This is a genomic window from Rossellomorea oryzaecorticis, assembly GCF_038405515.1.
In the GTDB taxonomy this organism is placed as follows: Bacteria; Bacillota; Bacilli; order Bacillales; family Bacillaceae_B; genus Rossellomorea; species Rossellomorea oryzaecorticis_A.
Genome location: NZ_JBBYAF010000006.1, coordinates 29,057 through 52,153 on the forward strand (window position 1 = coordinate 29,057; position 23,097 = coordinate 52,153).

General features: G+C 44.9%; 21 protein-coding genes. 10 read left to right on the plus strand and 11 right to left on the minus strand.

Annotated elements, in window-relative coordinates; all coding sequences use genetic code 11:
• Positions 1 to 467: 467 nt before the first annotated feature.
• Positions 468 to 3,605, minus strand: a complete 3,138-nt coding sequence (locus tag AAEO50_RS04575; protein WP_341980946.1) for an efflux RND transporter permease subunit — start codon at positions 3,603 to 3,605, stop codon at positions 468 to 470.
• 159 nt (positions 3,606 to 3,764) lie between these two features.
• On the opposite strand from AAEO50_RS04575, the gene AAEO50_RS04580 reads away from it, so the two are divergent.
• A complete protein-coding gene (locus tag AAEO50_RS04580) occupies positions 3,765 to 4,616 on the plus strand; it encodes a TetR/AcrR family transcriptional regulator (RefSeq protein WP_341980948.1) in 852 nt (283 codons plus the stop codon).
• A 385-nt stretch (positions 4,617 to 5,001) separates the two neighbouring features.
• Here the strand turns inward: AAEO50_RS04580 and AAEO50_RS04585 are convergent, their stop codons facing one another.
• Together AAEO50_RS04585 and AAEO50_RS04590 are read right to left on the minus strand one after the other, a co-directional pair.
• Positions 5,002 to 5,442: a DUF1284 domain-containing protein gene (locus AAEO50_RS04585; protein WP_341980950.1), complete on the minus strand. Its 441-nt coding sequence runs from the start codon at positions 5,440 to 5,442 to the stop codon at positions 5,002 to 5,004.
• An 11-nt stretch (positions 5,443 to 5,453) separates the two neighbouring features.
• The gene (locus AAEO50_RS04590; protein WP_341980952.1) at positions 5,454 to 6,113 is read right to left on the minus strand and encodes an NAD(P)H-binding protein; all 660 of its coding nucleotides are present in this window, start codon (positions 6,111 to 6,113) and stop codon (positions 5,454 to 5,456) included.
• 114 nt (positions 6,114 to 6,227) lie between these two features.
• On the opposite strand from AAEO50_RS04590, the gene AAEO50_RS04595 reads away from it, so the two are divergent.
• The 3 genes from AAEO50_RS04595 (at position 6,228) to AAEO50_RS04605 (ending at position 7,787) form a co-directional block, all read left to right on the plus strand.
• Positions 6,228 to 6,551, plus strand: a complete 324-nt coding sequence (locus AAEO50_RS04595) for a hypothetical protein (RefSeq protein ID WP_341980954.1) — start codon at positions 6,228 to 6,230, stop codon at positions 6,549 to 6,551.
• Between the two features lie 108 nt (positions 6,552 to 6,659).
• Positions 6,660 to 6,860 carry a hypothetical protein gene (locus tag AAEO50_RS04600; protein WP_341980957.1) on the plus strand — a complete coding sequence of 67 codons (201 nt, stop codon included), beginning with the start codon at positions 6,660 to 6,662 and terminating at the stop codon, positions 6,858 to 6,860.
• A gap of 90 nt (positions 6,861 to 6,950) precedes the next feature.
• A complete protein-coding gene (locus AAEO50_RS04605) occupies positions 6,951 to 7,787 on the plus strand; it encodes an undecaprenyl-diphosphate phosphatase (RefSeq protein WP_341980959.1) in 837 nt (278 codons plus the stop codon).
• Positions 7,788 to 7,829: 42 nt separating this feature from the next.
• Here AAEO50_RS04605 and AAEO50_RS04610 read toward each other — a convergent pair whose 3' ends face one another.
• From AAEO50_RS04610 to AAEO50_RS04635, 6 genes are all read right to left on the minus strand, one after another.
• A complete protein-coding gene (locus AAEO50_RS04610; protein ID WP_425383152.1) occupies positions 7,830 to 8,024 on the minus strand; it encodes a hypothetical protein in 195 nt (64 codons plus the stop codon).
• A gap of 19 nt (positions 8,025 to 8,043) precedes the next feature.
• The gene (locus tag AAEO50_RS04615; protein ID WP_341980963.1) at positions 8,044 to 8,184 is read right to left on the minus strand and encodes a hypothetical protein; all 141 of its coding nucleotides are present in this window, start codon (positions 8,182 to 8,184) and stop codon (positions 8,044 to 8,046) included.
• An 11-nt stretch (positions 8,185 to 8,195) separates the two neighbouring features.
• Positions 8,196 to 8,408 carry a hypothetical protein gene (locus AAEO50_RS04620; RefSeq protein WP_341981141.1) on the minus strand — a complete coding sequence of 71 codons (213 nt, stop codon included), beginning with the start codon at positions 8,406 to 8,408 and terminating at the stop codon, positions 8,196 to 8,198.
• A 128-nt stretch (positions 8,409 to 8,536) separates the two neighbouring features.
• The gene (locus AAEO50_RS04625) at positions 8,537 to 9,253 is read right to left on the minus strand and encodes a YebC/PmpR family DNA-binding transcriptional regulator (RefSeq protein WP_341980966.1); all 717 of its coding nucleotides are present in this window, start codon (positions 9,251 to 9,253) and stop codon (positions 8,537 to 8,539) included.
• Between the two features lie 525 nt (positions 9,254 to 9,778).
• Complete coding sequence (gene gntK / locus AAEO50_RS04630) at positions 9,779 to 11,296, minus strand: gluconokinase (protein ID WP_341981129.1); 1,518 nt, start codon at positions 11,294 to 11,296, stop codon at positions 9,779 to 9,781.
• 151 nt (positions 11,297 to 11,447) lie between these two features.
• Entirely contained in the window at positions 11,448 to 12,791 is a 1,344-nt protein-coding gene (locus AAEO50_RS04635; RefSeq protein WP_341980968.1) for a GntP family permease, read from the minus strand.
• Between the two features lie 274 nt (positions 12,792 to 13,065).
• Here AAEO50_RS04635 and AAEO50_RS04640 point away from each other — a divergent pair, with 274 nt between their 5' ends.
• The 4 genes from AAEO50_RS04640 (at position 13,066) to AAEO50_RS04655 (ending at position 16,639) form a co-directional block, all read left to right on the plus strand.
• On the plus strand, positions 13,066 to 13,920 hold the full coding sequence (locus AAEO50_RS04640; protein ID WP_341980970.1) for a MurR/RpiR family transcriptional regulator: 855 nt from the start codon (positions 13,066 to 13,068) through the stop codon (positions 13,918 to 13,920).
• Positions 13,921 to 14,030: 110 nt separating this feature from the next.
• On the plus strand, positions 14,031 to 15,314 hold the full coding sequence (kynU, locus tag AAEO50_RS04645) for a kynureninase (RefSeq protein ID WP_341980972.1): 1,284 nt from the start codon (positions 14,031 to 14,033) through the stop codon (positions 15,312 to 15,314).
• A gap of 10 nt (positions 15,315 to 15,324) precedes the next feature.
• Positions 15,325 to 15,954, plus strand: a complete 630-nt coding sequence (gene kynB, locus AAEO50_RS04650) for an arylformamidase (RefSeq protein WP_341980975.1) — start codon at positions 15,325 to 15,327, stop codon at positions 15,952 to 15,954.
• A 541-nt stretch (positions 15,955 to 16,495) separates the two neighbouring features.
• Positions 16,496 to 16,639: a hypothetical protein gene (locus tag AAEO50_RS04655; protein ID WP_341980978.1), complete on the plus strand. Its 144-nt coding sequence runs from the start codon at positions 16,496 to 16,498 to the stop codon at positions 16,637 to 16,639.
• A 200-nt stretch (positions 16,640 to 16,839) separates the two neighbouring features.
• On the opposite strand, the gene AAEO50_RS04660 is transcribed toward AAEO50_RS04655, so the two are convergent.
• Positions 16,840 to 19,092, minus strand: coding sequence for a UvrD-helicase domain-containing protein (locus AAEO50_RS04660; RefSeq protein WP_341980979.1), 2,253 nt, complete (start codon positions 19,090 to 19,092; stop codon positions 16,840 to 16,842).
• A gap of 810 nt (positions 19,093 to 19,902) precedes the next feature.
• Between AAEO50_RS04660 and AAEO50_RS04665 the strand changes: the two genes are divergently transcribed.
• The gene (locus AAEO50_RS04665; protein ID WP_341980982.1) at positions 19,903 to 20,136 is read left to right on the plus strand and encodes a hypothetical protein; all 234 of its coding nucleotides are present in this window, start codon (positions 19,903 to 19,905) and stop codon (positions 20,134 to 20,136) included.
• Between the two features lie 561 nt (positions 20,137 to 20,697).
• On the opposite strand, the gene AAEO50_RS04670 is transcribed toward AAEO50_RS04665, so the two are convergent.
• Positions 20,698 to 21,249, minus strand: coding sequence for a GNAT family N-acetyltransferase (locus tag AAEO50_RS04670; protein ID WP_341980985.1), 552 nt, complete (start codon positions 21,247 to 21,249; stop codon positions 20,698 to 20,700).
• Positions 21,250 to 21,411: 162 nt separating this feature from the next.
• Between AAEO50_RS04670 and AAEO50_RS04675 the strand changes: the two genes are divergently transcribed.
• Positions 21,412 to 23,019 carry an amidohydrolase gene (locus tag AAEO50_RS04675; RefSeq protein WP_341980989.1) on the plus strand — a complete coding sequence of 536 codons (1,608 nt, stop codon included), beginning with the start codon at positions 21,412 to 21,414 and terminating at the stop codon, positions 23,017 to 23,019.
• Positions 23,020 to 23,097: the final 78 nt, after the last annotated feature.

The window sequence follows — 23,097 nt, forward strand, 5'->3', positions numbered from 1 at the left end:
GATGGTTGTCCATGGATTATGTTTTTTTGGAAGGTGATGGATCTAGTAGATACCTCATATGCGTTGGTTGTTTGGTTTAGATTGGTGCCTTTTAGATGGTGCCAGGCTCAGATGCAGGGATTTGAGCCAGGCTCAGAATAGGCATTTTGAGCCTGGCTCGATTTCGATTGCGGTGATTTGAGCCTGGCTCGATTGCGGTGATTTGAGCCTGGCTCAGAACGGTCACTTTTAGCCTGGCTCGATTTATATCGGGTAAGTTTTGTGTACCTGGTAACACCGAGAACGAATTGTACCTGGTACAATAGACCAGGTTTGTGCCTGGTACAATTCCTCCATTTGGTACCTGGTACAAAACACCAGATTTGTGCCAGGTACCAATCCGCCATATCGTGCCTGGCACAGCTCCCACCGCACCCCGCCGTTCCCTCCATATAAAAAGCAGCCCCGAAATAAGGGCTGCCTCTATTTTAAATCTCTTCTTTTACTTTCCGGCGTGACAACTTCGCTTTGATCTTCATCATGACTTCGTATACGATCGGCACCACTACAAGTGTCAATAACGTAGAACTTGTCAGTCCGCCGATAACCGTCACACCCAATCCTTTCGAGATCAAGCCGCCGCCTTCAAGACCAAGGGCAAGCGGGAACAGTGCTCCGATTGTCGCGATTGCTGTCATTAGAATTGGACGTAATCTTGTCACACCTGCTTCCAGTAGCGCCTCACGTGTGGATAGACCTTCATTTTCCTTATGAATCACGCGGTCGATCAAGACGATCGCGTTCGTTACAACGATACCGATCAGCATCAGCGCTCCGATCATAGAAGAAATACTGATGGTTTCTCCAGCGATCAGTAAAGCAACAAGTGCACCCGTAATCGTAAACGGAAGCGAGAAAAGGATTGCAAACGGTGCAAGACCGCCGCCGAATGTAATCACGAGTATCAAATAAACGATCGCGATCGCTGCGAGCATCGCAAGACCAAGCTGCGTGAACGATTCCTGGATATCCTCCGTTACACCGCCCATATTTACTTCGATGCCTGATGGCAGGTCGAGTTCTTCGATATCCTTTTGGATGGCAGCAGATGCCTTGGATACATCACTGGAGCTTAATTCACCACTTACTTGAGCAAACACCTTGCCGTCACGTCTTGAAACGGTATCCGATGTTTTCCCTTCCTCAACCTTCACAACATCCTCGATCTTCACTTCCTTGCCGAGCGGGGATCGAATCGTTTTGCCGGTTAAGTCTTCGATGCTTTCGTATTCCTCTTTTTCCACATCAAGGTAGACATTTACGTCTTCCCCGTCCTTCTCGATCGTCGTCAGGACAGGGCGCTGGCGTGTCTGGCCAAGTTCCATCGCGATTTGGCCAGCAGTCAATCCGTACTGGCTCAATTTTTCCTGATCGGCAACTAGTGAATATTCATCATACGATTCAGAGATACTTGAATCCACTTTTTTCACATCTTTGATGTCTTTCATCTTATCCTGTACATCATTTACGACAGGTTCTATTTCTTCGAGCGTTTCACCGTATACATACACAACGATTTCGTTGCTGCCTGCACTTGCAGAGAAATCCTGCTGTGTCCACTCGCCTATTCCTGTTTGTTCTTGCAGGTCTTTTATGACCTGTTCTTTTTCTTCAGCAAAATTTTCCGTATCATCGTTGTATTCAATAAAGAAAATCGCATCACTGGTGCTGCCGGGATTCATTGGATTTTCTCCGCCGACTGAATACTGGATGGTTTCCGTTCCATTGCGTCCTTCTAAATATTCTTCAGCGTCACCAGCGATCTGGATGACTTCTTCCTTCGTTTGACCAGGCTCCGGCTTATACGTTGCCATCATCATTTTCTCTTCATCGGATGGGATGAAACTTACACCGATAAGTGGAACGAGGAACAAGCTCCCTACCAGCATCGCGACTGCAAGGAGTGAGGTAATGATTTTATGGTTCAACGTCCAGTTCAGTATGCTTTTATACCAATGCGCCAATCTGCTTGGCTTTTCCTCATGCTTTTTGCCGCCACCTTTTTTAAACATTGAGTGGGCAAGCATCGGCACAATCGTCACTGCCACAAGGAGTGAAGCCAATAGTGCGAAAACAATCGTCAAGGCAAATGGAAGGAACAATTCTCCGACCATGCCCTGGACCAATCCTAACGGAAGGAATACTGCAATTGTAACGATTGTTGAAGACAAGATTGGACGGAACATTTCCTTCGTCGCTTCACGGATTAATTCTTTACCTCTCAACAATTCACCCTTCAGCGACATTCTTCGATAAATATTCTCCACTACTACGATCGAATCATCGATGACGCGTCCGATGGCCACGGTCATGGCACCAAGCGTCATGATATTCAGCGTGATATCCATTTGATTCAGCAATAAAATCGCAATTAAAAGCGATAATGGAATCGAAATGACCGAGATAATGGTTGATTTAATATCACGCAAGAACAGAAGGATGATGATGACCGCAAACACAGCACCGAACAACGCTTTATTCAGCATCGTGCTGACTGACTCTTCAATCGGTTCACCCTGGTCGAAAGTAGAAATGATTTCGATATTATCCAAATCATCTTCGAACGTTTTCACTTCATCTTTTACTGAGTTTACGACATCGACTGTATTGGCATCAGCCGCTTTAACGATTTGAAGTCCGATGGATTCTTTTCCATTTGTTCTTGAAACCGATTCTGCTTTACCCGTCATCTCGATCTCTGCAATCTCACCTAACTCAACCGTCGGGATTTTCACATCAGCCGGCATATTCTGTGGAGGGGAAGTCTGTGGAGCCTGTGCGCCTTGACCGCCTTGAGCCGGATTCATTGCTTCTCCGCCTGACGGAATCACAGGAATCTTTATTTCTTTTAAATCTTCCATAGTGGAAATGTTTCCATCGATCAATACGGATTTCTGAGTGTCGCCAAGTGTGTACAGACCCAGTGGAGCCGTCACGTCAGAACCTTTGATCATATTTTTCACAGTCTCTTCACTAAGCCCGTACTGAGCCAGCTTTTCCTGATCGAATACAAGCGTCGCTTCCTGTATCTCCTGACCGGACACCTGAACGGAAGCCACACCGTCAAGTCCTTCCAGTCCAGGGATGATCGTGTCTTCCACTGTCGAAGTCAATTGAGCTAGGGTTTGTTCATCATTCGCCACACTCAAGGCAATGACAGGGAATGCATTCATACTGATTCTCGTCACATCAGGTTCATTTACTCCCTCGGGAAATGAAACCTCGGACAAAGCCTCTTCTACTTCTGTTTTGGCTTCATCCATATCTTTGGAAAATTTATATTCAATTTGAACGGCAGAAGCATTTTGATATGATGTTGAACTCACAACATTCACACCGTCCAAGTTCTGCAGACGTTTTTCAATCGGTTCTGATACTTTATCTGCGACATCTTCAGGAGTTGCCCCCGGATAAACTGTCGTCACGCTGACAACGGGTACATTGATATTCGGAAGCGTTTCAAGCTTCATATTAAATCCTGAATATAAGCCTGCCACAACGACGATAAGTGTCATCAGCCAAACGGCAAACTTATTCTTGAGCACAAAATTGATTATACTGTTCACTCTCTATTCATCCCTTCTCTATCTGACTGACTAGTCATAACACAACCTAATATAACTGACCGTACAGTCATTAGTCAATACTTGTAAGAAAATAGAGGTTTATTTTCACTGACCAATCGGTCATAATAGTGATAAGGAGTTTATCAAGGAGAGGAAAGCATGAAGGAAAAAGAAAAGTTAATTATTGAAACATCCATAAAACTATTTGCCACTAAAGGATTCAACGCTACCTCAGTCCAGGAAATCGTCAATGAGTGCGAGATTTCCAAAGGAGCCTTTTACTTATATTTCAAATCAAAGGAAGCCCTGCTGCTGGCGATCATGAAATACTATTTTGAGATGATCAGAGAAAAAGTGGATATCATTGAAAAAGAAGAATTGCCTCCTTACGAAAAGTTCCGCAAGCAGCTGGAGTTTCAGCTTGTGGAAGTCTGGAAGCATAAAGAATTCATCATCATGCAGATACGGGAAAATGCGATGCCGTTCAACGAAGACATCCATTCCCTGCTTCACGAAATGAAAGTCCACACATTTGAGTTTTACAGACGCCGACTGACCGCCATCTACGGGAAAGAGATCGAACCGTATTTCTGGGACCTCTCATTGTTCATCCAAGGGATTCTCAAGTCCTACCTGGAAGTCGTCATGCTTGATAAAATTGAGATGGATTTTAACTATTTGTCGGAGTTTATCCTTAAACGCATGGATGACCTGGTTCGCGGACTCTTGAAAAGCGGAGATGAGCCTGTGCTTTCTCCTGACAAAATGGAGCCGCTGCTGCAGTCGATGGAATCGGCTTCTTTAAATGAAGAGAGGCTGCTGAGGATGATTGATGAACACCTGACGAATGTTCAAGACGAAAACGGAAAAGTTTCCCTGGAAGTAATAAAAGAAGAGATATTGAAAGACGAAACACGTCCAATCGTCATCAAGGGAATGATTGTCAATATAGAGAATGACCCTTCCCTTAGCGGATTGGCAGAAAAGATACGGGAGTATTATCAGATTTGAAACCGGGTAGATGATACCCGGTTTTTTCAGGTGATCTGGCATGGGGCGTGTATTATTGGAAACGCTCAGGCTTCCGGCTGCTATTTAGAATAATTCTTAAAGGATCATATATTTCGATTTAGGATCGTATTTTCTTGGAATGGATCATAAATCTGTAAAACGGATCATATTTTTCGAGAATGGATCATAAATTCACAGGATGGATCATATTTTTTCTATCACTTCTGATACAAGCTCCAAAATTAGGTCCCATTCAGTAAAAACAAACAGGATTTATTAAAAATTCAACATTCTTACTGTTCAATTCCTTAAAAAAAAATGGAGCTTGATAATACTTTTTTAACTATCAGCGAATGAGGCATAGGTATTTGAACTCTTTGAGTGATTACTTCCACTCCTCGATCATACTCATCTTTTCACCCAAATCCTTAATCCCATCCTTACAAACCCCATACTCAAGCCACGAGCATCCTTCGCACAGATAGTCCAGGTCATCAGGACTCACCTTTTCGGCTGTTTTCTGTACCAGCTCCGACTTCAGATAGATAGCACCGGCGCTCAACCCTAGATGGCTGATCACTTTTTCATCCATCGAAAGAACATGTTCATTTGAATCCGCGCTTTTGACACATTCTGTTTTCCCTCTGTGCGGGCATGCCTGACACGCATCATCAAATCCTTGTACCACTTGAATTGGAAAGTCCGTCTCGTCATTACGGATTCCTTCAACAATCTCAGTCATAACATCGACAAACTCAGGGCTGTACCCCATTCCCTTAAATCCGTGAGTGCACAGAAGATGATGCCCTCGCAGTATTTTTTTCATCCTGCCCCTCCTTATAATCTTTGAATCTCATCCGACTCGTAGATTTTCACGTTTTCCGGTGGGAAACTAAGCGCTGATGTGTACATCCCGTAAGCTACCTGATCTGCAGAAATACTGCGGTACTTCCTCCATTTCCCGATCATGGCAGGACGGATCACCCGCGATAGAATCTCACCTGTTTTTTCACCTAACCGAAACTCTTTCCGGTTACCTGCCAGCAAAGATGGACGAAAGACATGAAGACGTTCATAGTGAAGTTTTTTTAATTCTTCTTCCAATTCCCCTTTTACCCTGCTGTAAAAAATGCGTGAGTCCGCACTGGCTCCTATAGCCGATATGACTAGATACTGTGCCGCTCCATGCGCTTTGCATACCTTGGCAAGCTCTACCGGGTAATTGAAATCAACCATTTTAAACTTTTCCTTCGTTCCCGCTTTTTTTATCGTTGTCCCAAGGCAGCAGAAAACGTCATCCACTACTTCATGAGGAAGCAGTTTCAATGTATTAAACGAAATGATCCGTTCGTCCAGTTTTTCATGGTGAATGCCACTGCTTGTTCTTACGAAGGAAATGACTTTTTTGTATTGGCTGCTTTTTAATAAAAGCTGTATTAAATGAGATCCGACTAATCCGGTTGCTCCTGCGAGTACTGCCACTCTTTCCTTTACCATCATGTTTCCTTCTTTCTTTATTTTATTTTTTCATCTGTCTCCAAGATTTTCTAGACACTTTATAAAATAAAGTTATAATAAAATTTAGTCTCGTATGAAAAGGAGGTTGTGACGGTGAAGAAGTTTGTTTTATTGTTTCTGGTAAGCTCGATCGTATTTTTTCTTCCTATCCAGGATACAGACCGCTATGTACTTATGACAGACGATGAACAGAGTATTTCTGATAACTCCTATATCTCTGGAGTGGATGTGATTCTTACTTCTGTGTCTGCCCTTCCTCAGCTTCCCGACATTTTGCCGCCGCAAAAGCCTGCTTCCTTCAAACAGGCCAACCTCATTTCACCTTCATACGTGAACTTCTTTGGCATGGACATCTCCCCTGATTCAGGTGGATTCATTCATATGGTCATGCACTGCTCCAACTACCTCTCCATCTAACTCTCATACTCAAAATGTATAAATTTTTACTTCAGTGACATCTGAGGTTTATTTGAATTGCTTAAATTCACCAGAAAACTAAATAAACGAGTATAGGAGAGAGTTCAATTGAAAGAAAACAGTTATGAAAAAGAGACGCTCATGTGCTTTATCACCTGCATGATCGGATTAACAGCCTTTTTAGGAATGATTTTTTTATCCTCCATCATGACTGGTCACAGCCTGGGCTCATCATTTCCTGATGTCCCATCGTCCCAACTGATGAACTGGGAAAAAATCGCTGAAATCTTCAGCATCAAATCATCCTAGCACCGCATTAAAGCAACGAGGGACGGGCTTTTAGCAGGGTAAAGCACCTCCGCCAACTATATAGATTATATTACCTCAAAGGGGACACTGATGGATATATACACATTATTAAAAGCAATTGTTTTAGGCTTTGTAGAAGGTGCGACGGAATTTGCACCCATTTCATCGACAGGTCACATGATCATTGTGGACGATGTATGGCTGAAATCCAGGGAATTCCTGGGCAAATACGCAGCCAATACGTTTAAGGTGGTCATACAGCTTGGTTCGATACTGGCTGTTGTGGTGATTTTCAGAGAACGGTTCGTCGGGATGCTGGATTTTGCACCCAGGGGGTCATCGAACAAATCATCCGAGCCTAAATTGAAGCTCTCACATGTGATTGTGGGGTTACTTCCGGCCGGCGTACTGGGAGTAGTGTTTGAAGATTATATCGATGAGAATTTATTTTCGATCAATACGGTATTGATCGGTTTATTCCTAGGATCTATCTTCATGATAGTTGCAGATGTGGCGGGTTCAAAAAAGAAAGGACCGGTAATCGAATCGGTTGATGGAATCACCCATAAGCAGGCTTTTATCGTAGGACTTGTTCAATGTCTTGCACTGTGGCCCGGTTTTTCCCGATCCGGTTCAACTATTTCAGGCGGAGTGCTGCTGGGGATGACCCATAGAGCAGCCGCTGATTTCACCTTCATCATGGCCGTCCCGATCATGCTTGGCGCGAGCGTATTGTCGCTGATAAAAAATTGGCAATACTTCACGATTGATGCACTTCCATTTATGTCGGCAGGGTTTATCAGCGCCTTTATCTTTGCGCTCGTATCCATCAAATTCTTCTTGAAGCTGATCAACAAAGTTAAATTGATTCCGTTTGCCATTTACCGGATTATTTTAGTACTTGTGATTTATGTACTTTACTTCTAATTCACTCATTAAATAGGCCGATTCAGTTGAATCGGCCTATTTCTATTCTTCATGAAAAAAACGCTTGATCTTCTCCACTTCATCATCGCTTGTTTCAGATGAAATGTAGGGATTGTCGCTTGATTCTGGAGTATCCAGGTTCGTTTTCATTTCAAAAAAAGGACCTTGAGGCGGTTCTGCAATGATGCGGTCATCAAGCTGTTTAAAATCCGGCAGTTCTTTTTTTCCTTTTTCCAAAACGGTCACCCTCCTCGTGTTAATGTGCTGCTTCGTCTTTTTTATACGCAATCAGGATGATGTCTTCATGCGTTTCCTGACGAAGCTCATTTTCAATATGCTGCAGCTTGCCAAGGGTTTCTTCTGATAATTGAGCGACTCCATAATCTTTGTTGTCCATGTCGATCCTCCTTATCCATTTTCGATTTGCTGCCCGATTTCTTTTGCGGCAAAATATTCATTTCCTTCTTCCACTGCCCGAAGCTCACCCACGGACTCTCCATGAGAGTTTTCATTCATCTCAACTGATGTATACAGCTCATTATCTTTAACATTCTGCATCGTGATTCCCGGGTTAAGCGCGGTATTGACGTTAAGCTCAGGGGTTTTCTTCTCTCTATCCACCAGTACCACCTCCATTATTTAGTATGACTTGTCCCTGTAAAATCATTCAGAAGTGGGTGTAATTGGACAGCAGGACATTAAAAAAGCGTACCCACTTTAGGATACGCTTCTTGTATAAAACTAACTTACTAGCCTAAGTCCACATTATGATAAACCTGCTGGACATCTTCCAGGTCTTCGATGGCATCGATCATTTTTTCGAATTGTGCTTTTGCATCTTCAGGGAGCTCGACGTCATTTTGTGCAAGCATCGTCAGTTCAGCAACCGTAAATTCTTCTACACCGGCACCTTTGAACGCTTCCTGTACGGCATGGAATTGATCCGGCTCGGCATAGACGATGACTGCTTCATCTTCTTCAAGGATGTCGCGTGCATCCACATCTGCTTCCATCAGGATCTCGAGGACCTCTTCTTCAGACTTTCCTTCCACACCGATAACCGCTGTCGCATCGAACATGTAAGCGACCGATCCGCTCACACCCATATTGCCGCCATTTTTACCGAAAGCGGCACGCACTTCCGATGCTGTGCGGTTTACGTTATTTGTCAGTGCATCCACGATAACCATTGATCCATTCGGTCCGAAACCTTCGTATCTCAGCTCATCATAATTCTCTTCAGAACCGCCCTTTGCTTTTTCGATTGCACGGTCAATGATATGTTTAGGAACGTTGTATGTTTTTGCACGTTCCAAAACAAACTTAAGGGTTTGATTCAATTCAGGGTCCGGTTCGCCCGATTTTGCAGCCACATAGATTTCACGTCCGAATTTTGCATAAATACGACTCGTATTGGCGTCTTTAGACGCTTTCTTTTCTTTAATGTTGTTCCACTTACGTCCCATTTTGTTTCACTCTCTTTCAGTGTATAAAATTAATCACTAGTTTCGTGTTGGTTGTCCATTTCATTATACATGAAAAAGGCGAAAGTTGGCTATGTGTTGGAACCATTGCTTCATTATGGATCACGTCATACTGCTTTTTCAAAATAAGCTCTTTTTGCCCGGGAAAACTATCTAAACGGAAAGCCTTATGTTCAAAAGGGCTTGTACATCGACTTGCGGATGGTAAAAACATCATCGCTACAGCAAAATTGTACGGCTCAATGATCCATTTTGTGAATTTATGATCTTGTCTAGAAAAATATGATCCTGTCTGTCGATTTATGATCTTTTCCGGGGAAATATGTTCCTAAATGTCAATTTATGATCCTATTTATAAATATATGATCTTTCAAGAATTATTCTAATTAAAATTCTGCCTTCTAACTTCTAACTTCAAAATACCTCCTTCCATCCTTGCCTCTTACTCTTCGCCACCTGCCGTGCCACTCGATTAATTAAAGCCTCGCTCAAAAAGAAAAACCGGCCCTAAAGCCGGCTTTGTTCCTGATATGCACTGATTTCTTCATATTCGCTTTCCAGAAGCCTTGGCAAACGAATGAAAATCGGCATCAATCTCCGATAAGCTTCTGTCGCTTTCTCGTCAGGCTGATGGGCGTGAACGGAGCCGACCATCGTCTTCACTTCTTCAAGCGAACCCAAAGTCCCTTGTCCGTACATCCCCAGTACAACCGCTCCAAGACATGAGCTTTCGAAACTCTCAGGCACTTCAACCTCCTGATCGAAGATATCCGCCAGCATCTGGCGCCAAAGTTCCGATCGTGCAAACCCTCCCGTCGCCTGGACACGAGTCGGCGACCCAATCAGCTCTTCCAGAGCAAGCAGCACGCTGTATAAATTCATGACGATCCCTTCAAGCACCGCCCGGATCATATGCTCTTTCCTGTGATGCATACCAAGTCCGAAGAACGATCCGCGCGCTTTCGCATTCCAGAGGGGAGCTCTTTCACCCGCCATATAAGGGTGGAAAATCAAGCCCTCCGATCCAGGCTCTACCTTTCCGGCAATGTCAGTCAGCACTTCATAAGGATCTTTCCCTAATCGTTTTGCCACTTCCACTTCTGCTGAAGCCAGTTCGTCGCGTACCCATCTGAAGATCATTCCGCCGTTATTTACCGGACCTCCGATAACCCAATGTTTATCCGTCAATGCATAACAGAAGATCCGTCCTTTTGGATCAGTTACAGGCCGGTCGGTTACGGCGCGGATCGCTCCGCTTGTTCCGATGGTGACAGCCACGACGCCGGGTTCAATCGCGTTCACCCCAAGGTTGGAAAGAACTCCGTCACTCGCACCGATGATAAAAGGAATATCTGCAGGCAATCCCAGCATGTCTGTGTATTCTGCTTTTAAACCGGTTAAGCTTTCAGTCGTTGAAACAGGCTTGGACAATTGATCGCCGGTAACGCCTGCTACTTTTAATGCTTCTTCATCCCAGGCCAGGTTTTCCAGGTTAAACATACCGGTTGCTGAAGCAATCGAATAATCGACCACATACTCGCCGAACAAACGGTGAAAGATGAATTCTTTAATGGAAATGAATTTCTTTGCGTGTACAAATAATTCCTTATGTTCAGCTTTCAGCCAGGCCAATTTCACAAGAGGGGACATGGGATGAATCGGTGTTCCCGTCCTGCGGTATATCTCCATTCCATTGAATTCGTTCTTGATTTTGACAGCCCAGTCGGCACTGCGGTTATCTGCCCACGTAATCGATTGTGTGAGCGGCTGGTCATTTTCATCGATCAGGATCAGACTGTGCATCGCCGAACTGAAAGAGACAAATGAAACCGTTTCTTTCGTTTGCAGCGTCACTTCCTTAATTGCTTTTATGACCGCACGGAAGATTTCTTCAGGGTCCTGCTCTGCCGTTCCCGGTGCAGGTGTATGTAACGGATATTCCACTCCATGACGGCAGATGGCTTCTCCTTTTTCATTAAAAAGTACCGCTTTCGTACTGGTTGTTCCGATATCTACGCCTATCATCTGTGACACGTTCATTCCTCCTATGTAAAGCCAATCATTGCTGTGACAAGTATAAAACGCGGATGAGTAAAAGTCATCCATTGCGATATGAAATAGAGAAAAGGAAGAAGCATTTCTGCCCTTCCTTTCCATTTCATTTAGTATGAAACCTTTACGAGATAAACATACCTATGATGAATACTACCGCGAATCCAACAAATCCGATGAGTGTTTCCATCACTGTCCATGATTTCAGTGTATCTTTCACGTCTAAACCGAAGTAACGGTTAACCAGCCAGAACCCGCTGTCATTAACATGTGAGAATACTGTCGCACCCGCTGCAATCGAAATAACCATCAATCCAAGCACAGGACCTTCAAGCCCCAATGTGGAAATCAACGGACTCATCAGACCTGCTGCTGTTACCATCGAAACTGTCGCAGAACCTTGTGCCACACGGACAACCATGGCGATCAGGAATGCAAGAGCGATCGGCGGCAGACTTGACCCGGCCATCATTTCGCCGAGGACTTCCCCGACACCAGAGTCGATCAATACTTGTTTGAAGACTCCCCCTGCACCGGTTACAAGGATGATGATCCCTGCAGGTTCAAGTGCCTTTGTAGCAATTTCCTGTACTTCCTGTCTTGTGTATCCGCGTTTTGTTCCAAGTAGGACGAATGTGAGCAGAGTCGCAATCGTCAATGCCACAAATGGATGACCCAGGAACGTCAAGACTGAACGCACTGCATTTCCTTCATCTAACAGAACGCCTGACAGTGTATTCAGTAAGATTAAAACTAACGGGATGGAAATCAATGATGCAATTAGAGCAAAGCTTGGAAGCTCTTTGTCATATTCGATTTCTTCCACTTGCATATACTCAGGCACAACGGCATGAATTTTTTTCGAAATGAATTTTGCAAAAAGAGGGCCTGCAATGATCATGGACGGGATACCGGCAAGCGTACCGAACAAGATGACCCAGCCAAGATCTGCACCGATCAAGTCAGCTACCGCAATCGGCCCAGGTGTAGGCGGTATGAAACTGTGTGTTACAGCAAGACCCGCAAGCAGCGGAATACCGTAGTACAATAATGATTTTCCTGTTTTCTTTGCAAGTCCATAAACAATCGGGACAAGAATGATGAACCCGACATCGAAGAAGACGGGGATCGCAACCAGGAATCCGGTAATTCCAAGAGACCACTGTGCTTTATCTTCACCAAATTTATTGATCAATGTTTGAGCAAGTCGTTCTGCTCCTCCTGAAACTTCAAGCATACGGCCGAACATCGCGCCTAAACCAACGACAACCGCGACGAACCCGAGCGTTCCTCCCATACCATCTTGAATCGAGGTGACAACCTCGCCAAGCGGCATTCCTGCTGCAATCCCAACGATTAAACTAACCAGCAGCAGCGCAACAAAGGCATGAAGCTTTGTTTTAATGACTAAAAATAACAAAAGAAAAATTCCTGCTAACGCAACCAATATCAGCATTTGATCTGACATAATGATCCCTGCCCTTCTTTTCTAAATATACATATTTCCTTATTCCGACCCGTACCTTTAAAGCGTTTACATTAAACCTTTATGTAGCTGACACTCCCAATCTATCATCCTCGGAAAATATTTTTCGGAAAAGTGACCGGTCGGAAAAATTATTTTTTTTGATATCTCTATTATAAAAAATATTTTTCATTTTGCAACCGTTTACAAAAAATATTTTTCTTTTTCTCTTATTTTAGTATAATAAAGTATGAAAACCCTTACAGGAGTGTTGTCCATGATGAAAGAGCATCAGCATTGCCTGGCAAGCATCCGCTCTCATTATCCCCAGTTTAGTGAGACCGAGCGGAAAATTGCCGATTATATACTGGAAAACCCCACCCACATTATCCATTCCACCATCAATGGCCTCGCCGAAGATTTAGGTGTTGCCGATTCAACCGTCTTCAGATTCTGCAAGAGAATCGGCTTTAAAGGCTATCAGGCTATGAAAATAGCACTTGCCTCTGAAATCGTAACAGGGCTTAAAGACATCCATGAACGAGTCGATGAAGGAGATACTCCTCAAACGATCGCTTCCAAGGTCTTCCGATCCAACATCAAAACGATCGAAGACACATTGATGGTCGTTGACGAGACGAAACTTCAGGAGGCCGTGGATGCCTTGACGGGATCCGAATCGATCGAATTCTTCGGGAGCGGCGGCTCTGGCGTGATAGCACTTGATGCCTATCATAAACTGATCCGCACAGGGCTGAGGGTCAGGGCGACTTCAGACAGCCATATCCAGCTGATGACCGCTTCTCAGATGACCGAAAAGGATTGTGCGGTATTCATTTCTCACAGCGGCTCTACAAAGGATATTCTGCAAGTTTTGGAGGTCGTAAAAGAAACAGGGGCGAAGACCATTTGTATAACAAACTTTGCCAAATCTCCATTAAGTCAGGCAGTCGAAATCCCCCTATATACGGTGTCAGAAGAAACGGACTACCGTTCAGAAGCCCTTTCCTCCCGTATCGCCCAGCTGACCCTGATCGATACGTTGTATGTGAATATTATGATGAGGCGGGAAGCGACCGGGCAGGAAGCATTGAAGAAGATGCGGAGCGCAATTTCGGTAAAGAGGATTTGATGATGAAGAGGAGACCTTTTGCGGGGTGCTCCTCTTTCTTTTTAAATCGATTAATTATTTTACTATTCAAACCATTTGGATTATGATTTTTATAGAAAGGCGGGATGAGGATGACTAAGAAAGAAAATCTTACACTGGACCATGCGAAGGAACTTGATAAGAGCGATAGTCTTGCTCGTTTCAGGGACGAATTTTACATAAAAGACGACCACTTCTATATGGATGGCAACTCTCTCGGATTATTATCGAAGCGAGCGGAGAAAGCGCTTTATACTTCATTGGAAGACTGGAAAGAACATGGAATCGATGGCTGGATGAACGGTGAGGAGCCCTGGTATTATTATTCTGAAAAACTCGGTGCGAAAACGGCTCCCCTGGTCGGAGCCAAAAATGAAGAAGTCATCGTAACGGGGTCGATCACGACAAACCTTCACCAGCTGATCTCGACATTTTATTCGCCTGAAGGAAACCGTACAAAAATCCTGGCTGATGAATTGACTTTTCCTTCAGACATTTATGCGATTCAAAGTCAGCTGGAATTGAAGGGGTACAATCACGAAGAACATCTTGTACAGGTGAAGAGCCGAGACGGCTATACATTATTGGAAGAAGATATCATCGAAGCAATGGAAGATGATATTGCCCTGATTCTCCTTCCTTCCGTCCTATACCGGAGCGGACAACTCCTGGATATGAAACGGTTGACGGAGGAAGCCCATAAGCGCGGGATCGTCATCGGATTCGACCTGGCACATTCGATCGGGGCCCTTCCCCACCAGCTTCATGAAGACGGCGTGGATTTTGCGGTCTGGTGCAACTACAAATATTTGAACAGCGGTCCCGGCGGAGTCGGTGGATTATTTGTCCATGAACGGCACTTCGGGAAGAAGCCGGGTCTGGCGGGCTGGTTCGGTTCTAAGAAAGACAAGCAGTTTGATATGGAGCATGTGCTCACCCCCGCGGAATCTGCGGGTGCATTTCAGATTGGGACGCCGCATATTTTGAGCAGTGCGCCTTTACTGGGATCGCTTGAACTTTTTGAGGAAGCAGGAATCGAGGAGCTGCGGAAAAAATCCCTTTCCCTGACGAGGTTCATGATGGATCTGGTTACTCAGGAACTTACAGGATGCGGATTCACCATTTGCAATCCGCAGGAAGATGAACGGCGCGGCGGCCATATAAGCATGCAGCATGACGAGGCTGCAAGGATTTGCAAAGCTCTGAAAGCAAATAAAGTGACTCCTGACTTCCGTGCACCCAATAATATCCGTCTGGCTCCGGTCGCCATGTATTCGTCTTTTGAAGACGTTTGGAACACGGTCCAGATTTTGAAGAAAATCATGGAAAACGAAGAATATAAACAATTTGAAAACGTCCGTGACGTTGTAGCCTGAGGAGGTCATTATGAAAATCATCGATATTACACAGCCGTTGCACAACGATATACCAGTATGGCCGGGGGACACCCCCTTTTCCTTTTCCCTCAATTGGGCAATGGAAGATACGGGCTCGGTCAATGTTGGTCAGCTCACCATGAGCGCCCATACCGGAACCCACGTGGATGCCCCGTTTCATTTCAAAAATGAGGGCAAGCGAATATTGGATCTGCCGCTGGACCGCTATATCGGACCGGCCGTCGTCGTATCGGCTGAAAATGCTGAGAGCATCGGTCCTGAACACCTTTCAGACACTGACTTAAACGGGGTTAAAAAAGTACTTTTCAAGACTGGGGCGTGGAAAGATCTCAATGCTTTCCCTGAATCCATCCCTCCGATCCGGCCGGAACTTGCACCATTTTTAAAAGATAAAGGCATCCACCTGATCGGGGTTGACCTCCCTTCCGTGGATGAGCTGGACAGTAAGGAAATGGAAGCCCATCATGCTCTGACAGAAAATGATATTTTAATCTTGGAAGGCATCGTATTGAATGATGTAGAGCCGGGTTATTATGATTTGTATGCCATGCCGCTCGCCCTCAGGGACGGGGACGGCTCCCCGGTCCGTGCGGTTTTGATTGACCGCGAGGCAAAATAAATTTGTTTGTTGGAAGCAGCTTTATGGCTGCTTCTTTTTTGTATAGTTTCATTTTGCATCGAGGATTGTGTGTGGTGGTGCTGCTTCTTTTTTTGTGGGGGGAATGGAGGCTGATGGTGCCAGGCACAATCGGGTGGTTTTGTGCCTGGCACCATTTGCGGTCTCTGTGCCTGGCACAAATTAGCCGTTCTGTGCCTGGCACCATCTGAGGTCTCTGAGGCTGGCACAAATTAGCCGTTCTGTGCCTGGCTCAAATTAGCTGGTTTGAGCCAGGCTCGTTACCGCGGATTTGAGCCAGGCTCGATTTCCCCCCTGTACCTGGTACAAACGCCTATCTTTGTACCAGGTACATTCCGGTGTCTGTGTACCAGGTACAATCCACTCCAAGTGTACCTGGTACAACCTATCCTCCCCACCCGTCCCCCGCACTTAATTACCCCCAACAGATATAAATTTCACCCAATGTTCATAGACTTAACGTATAAAGGTTTAAATTCCTGAAAAAATCCTCATAACTAGTAAGGTGAAAGGAGGAAGATGAATGGGTATATTGACGGCTGTGGGATTCATCGTATTTCTTGGCGTGATTTTAGGTGTCCTCATTTATTTCTTAAGACAAGCCCTGGACTCGAATGATTCGACGCGGATTGATTCACATAAAGACCATGACAACTTTTCGCAGTAAGTGCGGCGTTTTCATTGGAAGAGAGATTTCTTCCAATGAAAACGTTTTTTTGTGTCCGGTCATTTCCAGTTTGGATATCCCCGGATCGTTTATTTTCAACCGACTTTGATACTTTTATTTTCAAGTAGGAGGCGATTATTTTCAACTTCGGCAAACTTATTTTCAATCCACAAAAAGCCCCTGCATCCAGGGGCTCATTTCTAACTGTATACTTCTTTCTCCCCAAGCTCCATCGGGCTCGAGCACATCGGGCATTTCTTCATATCCGCTTCCGTTTCACCGGCTTCCCGCCTTTGCCAGGCGATGCAGTTCCCTTTTGTGCAAAGCCAGGCTTTGACGCGGTGAAGCTTGCCAGTTCGTTTTTCACGGGATCCGCCGCTTTTCACCTCGTCCTTGTGGGGTTCTTTGCTGAAGATATCACTGATGAAGCGCGAACACTTCCGTCCCTCTCCCTGATAATAGGCTGGGGATGAGATAAAGAGCTTCTCTTTGGCTCGGGTGATCGCCACATAGGCGAGCCTTCTTTCTTCTTCAAGGGCCCCTTTCTCTTTGTGGGCAGATTCCTTGTAGATCTTGTCTTCAAGTTTTCCGGCATTCAAAGCGGAGCTGTGCGGAAGATTGCCTTCGATCGCTCCGATCAGGAAGACAACCGGGAATTCGAGCCCTTTCGAACGATGAATCGTCATGAGGGAGACGCTGTCTGTCTCGCGGTTCTTATTTTGATACACATCTTCGTACTTCGCTTTCATTTCATCGATGAAGGTGATGAAGCTCGATATCGTTTCAAATCTCTTTGCCGAGCCTTCGAGTTCAGTCAGCATTTCTTTGATCAGTTCCTTCTGCTCCGTCACAACATGTGATTCCTGGGCATCAAGGTACTGATGATAGAATTCTTTGCGGATTTTCTTGATGGCCGCCTCGGGTGAATCTTCCTGAAGGGATTTGATGAATTTCATACGTGACTTAATGTTTTTCACCTGAAAAGGTTTCAATCCATTCATGGTGGTCAGGTGGATGAGCGGATATTTTTTTCTTGCCTTGCTGTCTTCCTGTAAAATATGGGCCATCCCCTGTTCCCTTCTGATGAACATGGTCGGGAGGATGTTTCCGATCGCGTCAAAGTTGCGCGGCACGATGCACAATCTCAAGTAGTCTATGACTGGTTTGACCGTCCAGTTTTCATAAAAAAGAGAGTCTTTCTGATTGTATGGCTGAAAAGGGATTTCCTTCATCAAAAGCTGTTCAAAGACCGCCCGTCCGCTGCTCATCGTCCTGTGCAGGATGGTGATGTCACGGTAGGCATAACCCTCTTCTACCAGTCTATCAATCTCTTCTGTCACCCAGACCGCTTCTTCATCCGCAGTCGCCGGCCTTGCATACAGAGGCTTCTCTTTTTCTTCTTTGGTGGCTATCAATCTCTTATTCCGTCTGTGGACATTGCGGTCGATGACCTCATTCCCCAGCCCGATGATGCATGCGTCTGAACGATAGTTTTCTTTCAACGTGACGATCCGTGCTTCCGGGAACTCCTCGTCAAAGTCCAGGATGAACTCGTTCCGCGCCCCGTTGAAGGAGTAGATCGTCTGATCATCATCGCCGACCACGAACAGGTTTCCGTGGGCTGCGATCATCTTGATCAATTCGTATTGTATGAGATTCGTATCCTGAAACTCATCGACCATGACGTACTGAAAGCGGTGCTGCAGGTTTTGCAGGAGATTCGGATTCATGTCGAGCAAGTCGTATGCCTCGGTCAGGATATCATCGAAGTCCATCTTGTGATTCCTGCGCTTCCATTCTTCGTAACGAATCAGGATATTGCGGATTTCCTTATCCGATTTTGAGGATTGGGGCATTTCTTTGATGTTTATTTTATTTAATTTATAGTGCGACAGCTTCGCAAGCAGTGTTTCGGCATCATAAGGGTCATAGATATTCATTTCCCGCTGGAGCTGCTTCAGGATGATTTGCTTGTATCGGTCATTCCCGATAATTTCCTGGGTGTAATGCCTCGAACGCAGCAAATAGAGGAACAGTGCATGAAAGGTGCTGGCCTGGATACTGCGTCCCCTTCCTTCTATGCCCGGAAGTGAGTTGATGCGCTGCTTCATTTCCTCCGCCGCTTTTTTCGTGAACGTGACGAGCAGTATGTTCTGCGGCATGATGTCCTTCACATTCATCAAATATCCGGCACGGCATACAAGGACCGTCGTCTTACCGGTTCCGGCACCTGCGAGTGTCAGGCACGGTCCGCTCCCATGACGCACCGCTGCTATCTGAGCTTCATTCAGAAGGATGCCCGCCTCTTCTATTTTCCTGAAAAAGAATGCATCCTCCTCACCTGAAGCTACCAATTCCTTTGACGTTTGTCCTTTATGTAATGAGGCAGAGGGGATGTCGGTCTTCTCGGCCTCAAATGGATAAATCGAGTAGTTCGTCTGTACTTTATTCAACGCACATTCTCCTTGCTCTATAGCAAAAGTTCATTTCCGAAATAGATAACCTTTCCATCATAACAAGCATCCACGGCATCCCGCAATCGATTCTGGTGAAAATCAATTTCTGCCAATTCTCTTAAACAACTGTTTAAATCCTCTGCGTGCCGTTATCATTGAGTTTCTGGAAGTTAATCAAACGTTTGTTTAACTTTTTCTCTCGAAACGTTGATTTCATGCGATTGGAGTTAAACAACTGTTTAAATCGTTTAAGCCCGCTGCTGCAAGGTGTATGGATGTTAAACAAACGTTTGTTTAGATTGGATTTTATATACCGCTGTTGATTTCCGTGGAAGACTTCGCTTTCCGCGGGCGGGCGGTGAGCCTCCTCGTCGCTGTGTGCTCCTGCGGGGTCTCACCAGCACCGCTTCTCCCGCAGGAGTCTTCGTCTTCCACTCCAATCAACAGCTGGAATGGGTTAATAATAAGAATAAGTTTTATAACAGACACTCATTCAATATTTGTAACATCGAAGAATGAAAAATAATGATCAAGAGATGTTTCAGACTTAACTCTTTACATTAAGAATGATTTGGCATTTTTAACAAGCCTACAGAGTGGATTTCAGCGGAAGGCATTTGACTCCGACGGGAATAGCTTGTCCAGCTCCGGCGGTTAGCCCCTCGAGGAAGCTTGAATTCCTCCCCTCGGAAAGCAAGTGCCTGGAGCGGAAAGAAACGGACTTAAGTGAAAAAATAAGTACTCACAACTCTCCCTTCCAGGATTATAACAAGCCAAAAAAAGGTATGTAACAAATAGGTGATGAACGTGAAAATTACAAAATGGGGTTTTACCCGGCGTAATTCGATTAAGGCAGAGTTTGACCTGTTCCCGCACTCTTTGGTGATTCTCAGGAAAATAAGGTCGTTTTATTTTGTTTATCAGGTGCACTGGTCCTCCCTGGATCCAATAGTTGAGACCCGCCACCTTGAAGAAATGGAGATTCTGGTAAACAAAGAGCTTGGGTATGAACGATATTATTTAAACAGAAGAAAAATGTAGTTTTTAAAAAAGTGAGATAGAATGCGATAAAGAAAGATAAAGCCACATTAAGATTTGAAAACCGCCCAAAATCGAAATATATGGACTTTTCTGAACATTTAAATAAAGAGTGGAATTTGCTAATATGAACTTAACAAAAGATTTACACAATCTTTAAAGGAAGGCGTGATTCCAATGACGTAGCGAAAGCAAAGCATGTCAACATCACATCTCGCAACTGAAGTCGGCCCGTGAAAACTGATTTCAAGATGTGTGGATATGCGGGAACGCGCAAATCTTATTTCAGGAGATGATTCCAATGAAGAGTGTAAGCGAAGCATGCTAGGATCATGTTGCATATAGAAGGTAGCCCGTGAAAACTATCTTCGTAGCATGTTGGCATGTGGGGATGCAGAGCAAGGATAAAAAATAAACTATATAACATGCAACACCATTAATGTAAATTAATTGAATGTTTGGTATGTGTATTAGTAAGAAAGGATAGAACGTGTAATTGAATAAGGTTTACTTAAGTTGAGACGCTGGTTATGTGAAGTATACATAAGCAGCGTCTTGAACTGTTTATAGATATTCTTCTTTTAAAATCGAGCAGACTGCCGCGTCGCAGAAGACCCCTTTTTCGAATGCCGCTTTTCTTAACACCCCTTCAAAAATGAAGCCCGCTTTGAATAAGCATTCCTTCGAAGCCGTATTTTCCGGATCGTAGAAAGCTTCTATTCTATTTAATGACATTGATTCAAATCCAAATTGAATGATCGGCTGCAGCACTTCCGACATGACTCCCTGTCTCCAGTAATCTGGATGCACTTCGAAACCAATTTCTGCTTTGTAGTGTTCCTTCTCCCAGCAGTGGTATCCGCAGCTTCCGATTATCTTGCCCGACTCTTTGTCAGCGATTCCCCACCTGATGCCTTCGCTCTTCTCAAACTTTGTATTCCATCGTTCAATAATTTCAACCGCCTGGCTTTCTTCAATAAAAGATTCGAGGTCATAGTATTTCGTTACTTCATCTTTTGAAAAGTAATCAAATACCTCTCCTGCATCCTTTTCTTCCATCCGTCTTAAAATAAACCGTCCTGTCGTTAAAACCGGAAATTCAACTGTGAAGTTCATCTTTTTATCTCCTTATGAATAGTATCTTCTCATAGAACTTCCACTTCCCGTGCTGATTTACCTTCTTCCTCTACAAAACGTTGAAAATGAACCATTTCAGTTTTTTCGTTGTGTAGCGTTCTGTATAATAGCAATAACGAATAAAACAAAGGATGAGGATAAATGAAAGCACAGAAAATCATAAAGAGTGAGGCGGTCTTTACCGGCACCTCCCCTCTGCCCGCTCCAGGTTTTGTTGCCATTCGGGAGGACAAACTCATTGGGTGTGGCCCTCCATCTGAATTGGAAAGCTACCTTGATGCCTCGACGGCGGTTCATGATATGGGAAATCGACTGGTCATGGCAGGATTTCATGACTTTCATCTTCACTTTTTTCTCGGGGCGATGTTCGAAGGCTTTTGTCAGCTGACATATGGGGTCACGGAAGAGGAAACGGCCAAGATGGCAGCCATTTATGCTGTCAATCATCCCAATGATGAATGGGTTCTTGGCTTCGGCTGGCACCATGTCCGCTGGCCCGGCCAGAAGCTTCCGAGCCGTCATTCACTGGACCGCTATCTGCCTCATAGGCCCGCAATTTTATTAAATGAGGAAGCACACAGTGCGTGGCTTAATACCGCCGCTCTTCAAAAACTCGGCATCGACCGTCATACTCCTGAACCTCCTTTCGGCAGAATCGAAAAGGATGAAAATGGTGATCCCACAGGGTTCCTGTACGAAACAGCCGTAAAATATGTGACGCAAGCCTTTCGATTTGAGGATGGCTTAAAGGATAAGCTGATGGAAAGCATGCTGAAGAAAACCGCCTCTTTCGGTATCACTTCTGTTTCAGATATGCTGCCACTTCCTGGTTATACGCTCGGAGATCCTGCCTTTTACCGCAGCTTTGAAGAACGGGGGAAGCTGACAACCAGGATTCACTTTCTGGATGTACTTGATGGCAACCTCGAAAGAAGCCTCTCCTTTAAAGAAACGTATCAATCGGACCGGCTTCAATTTTCAGGTTTGAAGCAATTCCTTGACGGGGTCCCCTTGACCTATACAGGATTCCTGCTCCAACCTTATTCCGACCGGCCTCTTGAAAAAGGAGGGACGATTTATGAGTTTGAGCAATATCAGAAGTGGATTGAGGATGCCGACCGGGAAGGGTTTAGAGTAAGACTGCATGCTTGCGGTGATGGTGCCGTCCGAATGGGCCTCGATTTGTTCGAGCATGCGGCTGGCGTGAACGGCATGCGTGATTCACGCCATACAATCGAGCATATTGAAGTATGTCATCCCAGCGATTTTGAGCGATTTCAGGAGCTTGGGGTCATCGCCTCCATCCAGCCTGAACATTTGACCGCGGGCTCGATGGACTCTCATGCTTATGTTGACCGCCTGGGAAGTGAGCGTTCAAAGTACACCTGGCCGATCGGCTCACTTCAAAAGCATGGTGCCCCGATTGCATTCGGTACGGATTTTCCTATTGTGGATCTGAACCCGATGCTCGGCGTTTACCGTGCTGTTACCCGAAAGCATGCAGACGGATCACCTCAGGGCGGGTGGAATCCTGGTGAGAAGATATCAATCGGCGATGCGCTGATCCATTATACAAAAAGCTCTGCGTACGGAAATTTCCGTGAAAAAGAGTTAGGTACGATTGAAGCCGGTAAAAAAGCCGATCTCGTCGTGCTTGATCGGAACTTGTTTGAAGTTGAACCGGAGGAAATTCTCGAAGCCGAGGTTGTAATGACTCTTATGGATGGGGAAATTGTGTACGGGAATTGAGATTCGTTGTTGAAGGTATGATTAACGAAAGATTTTTGATGAAAATGACATAATGAAATACGGAATCTTGCCGTTTTG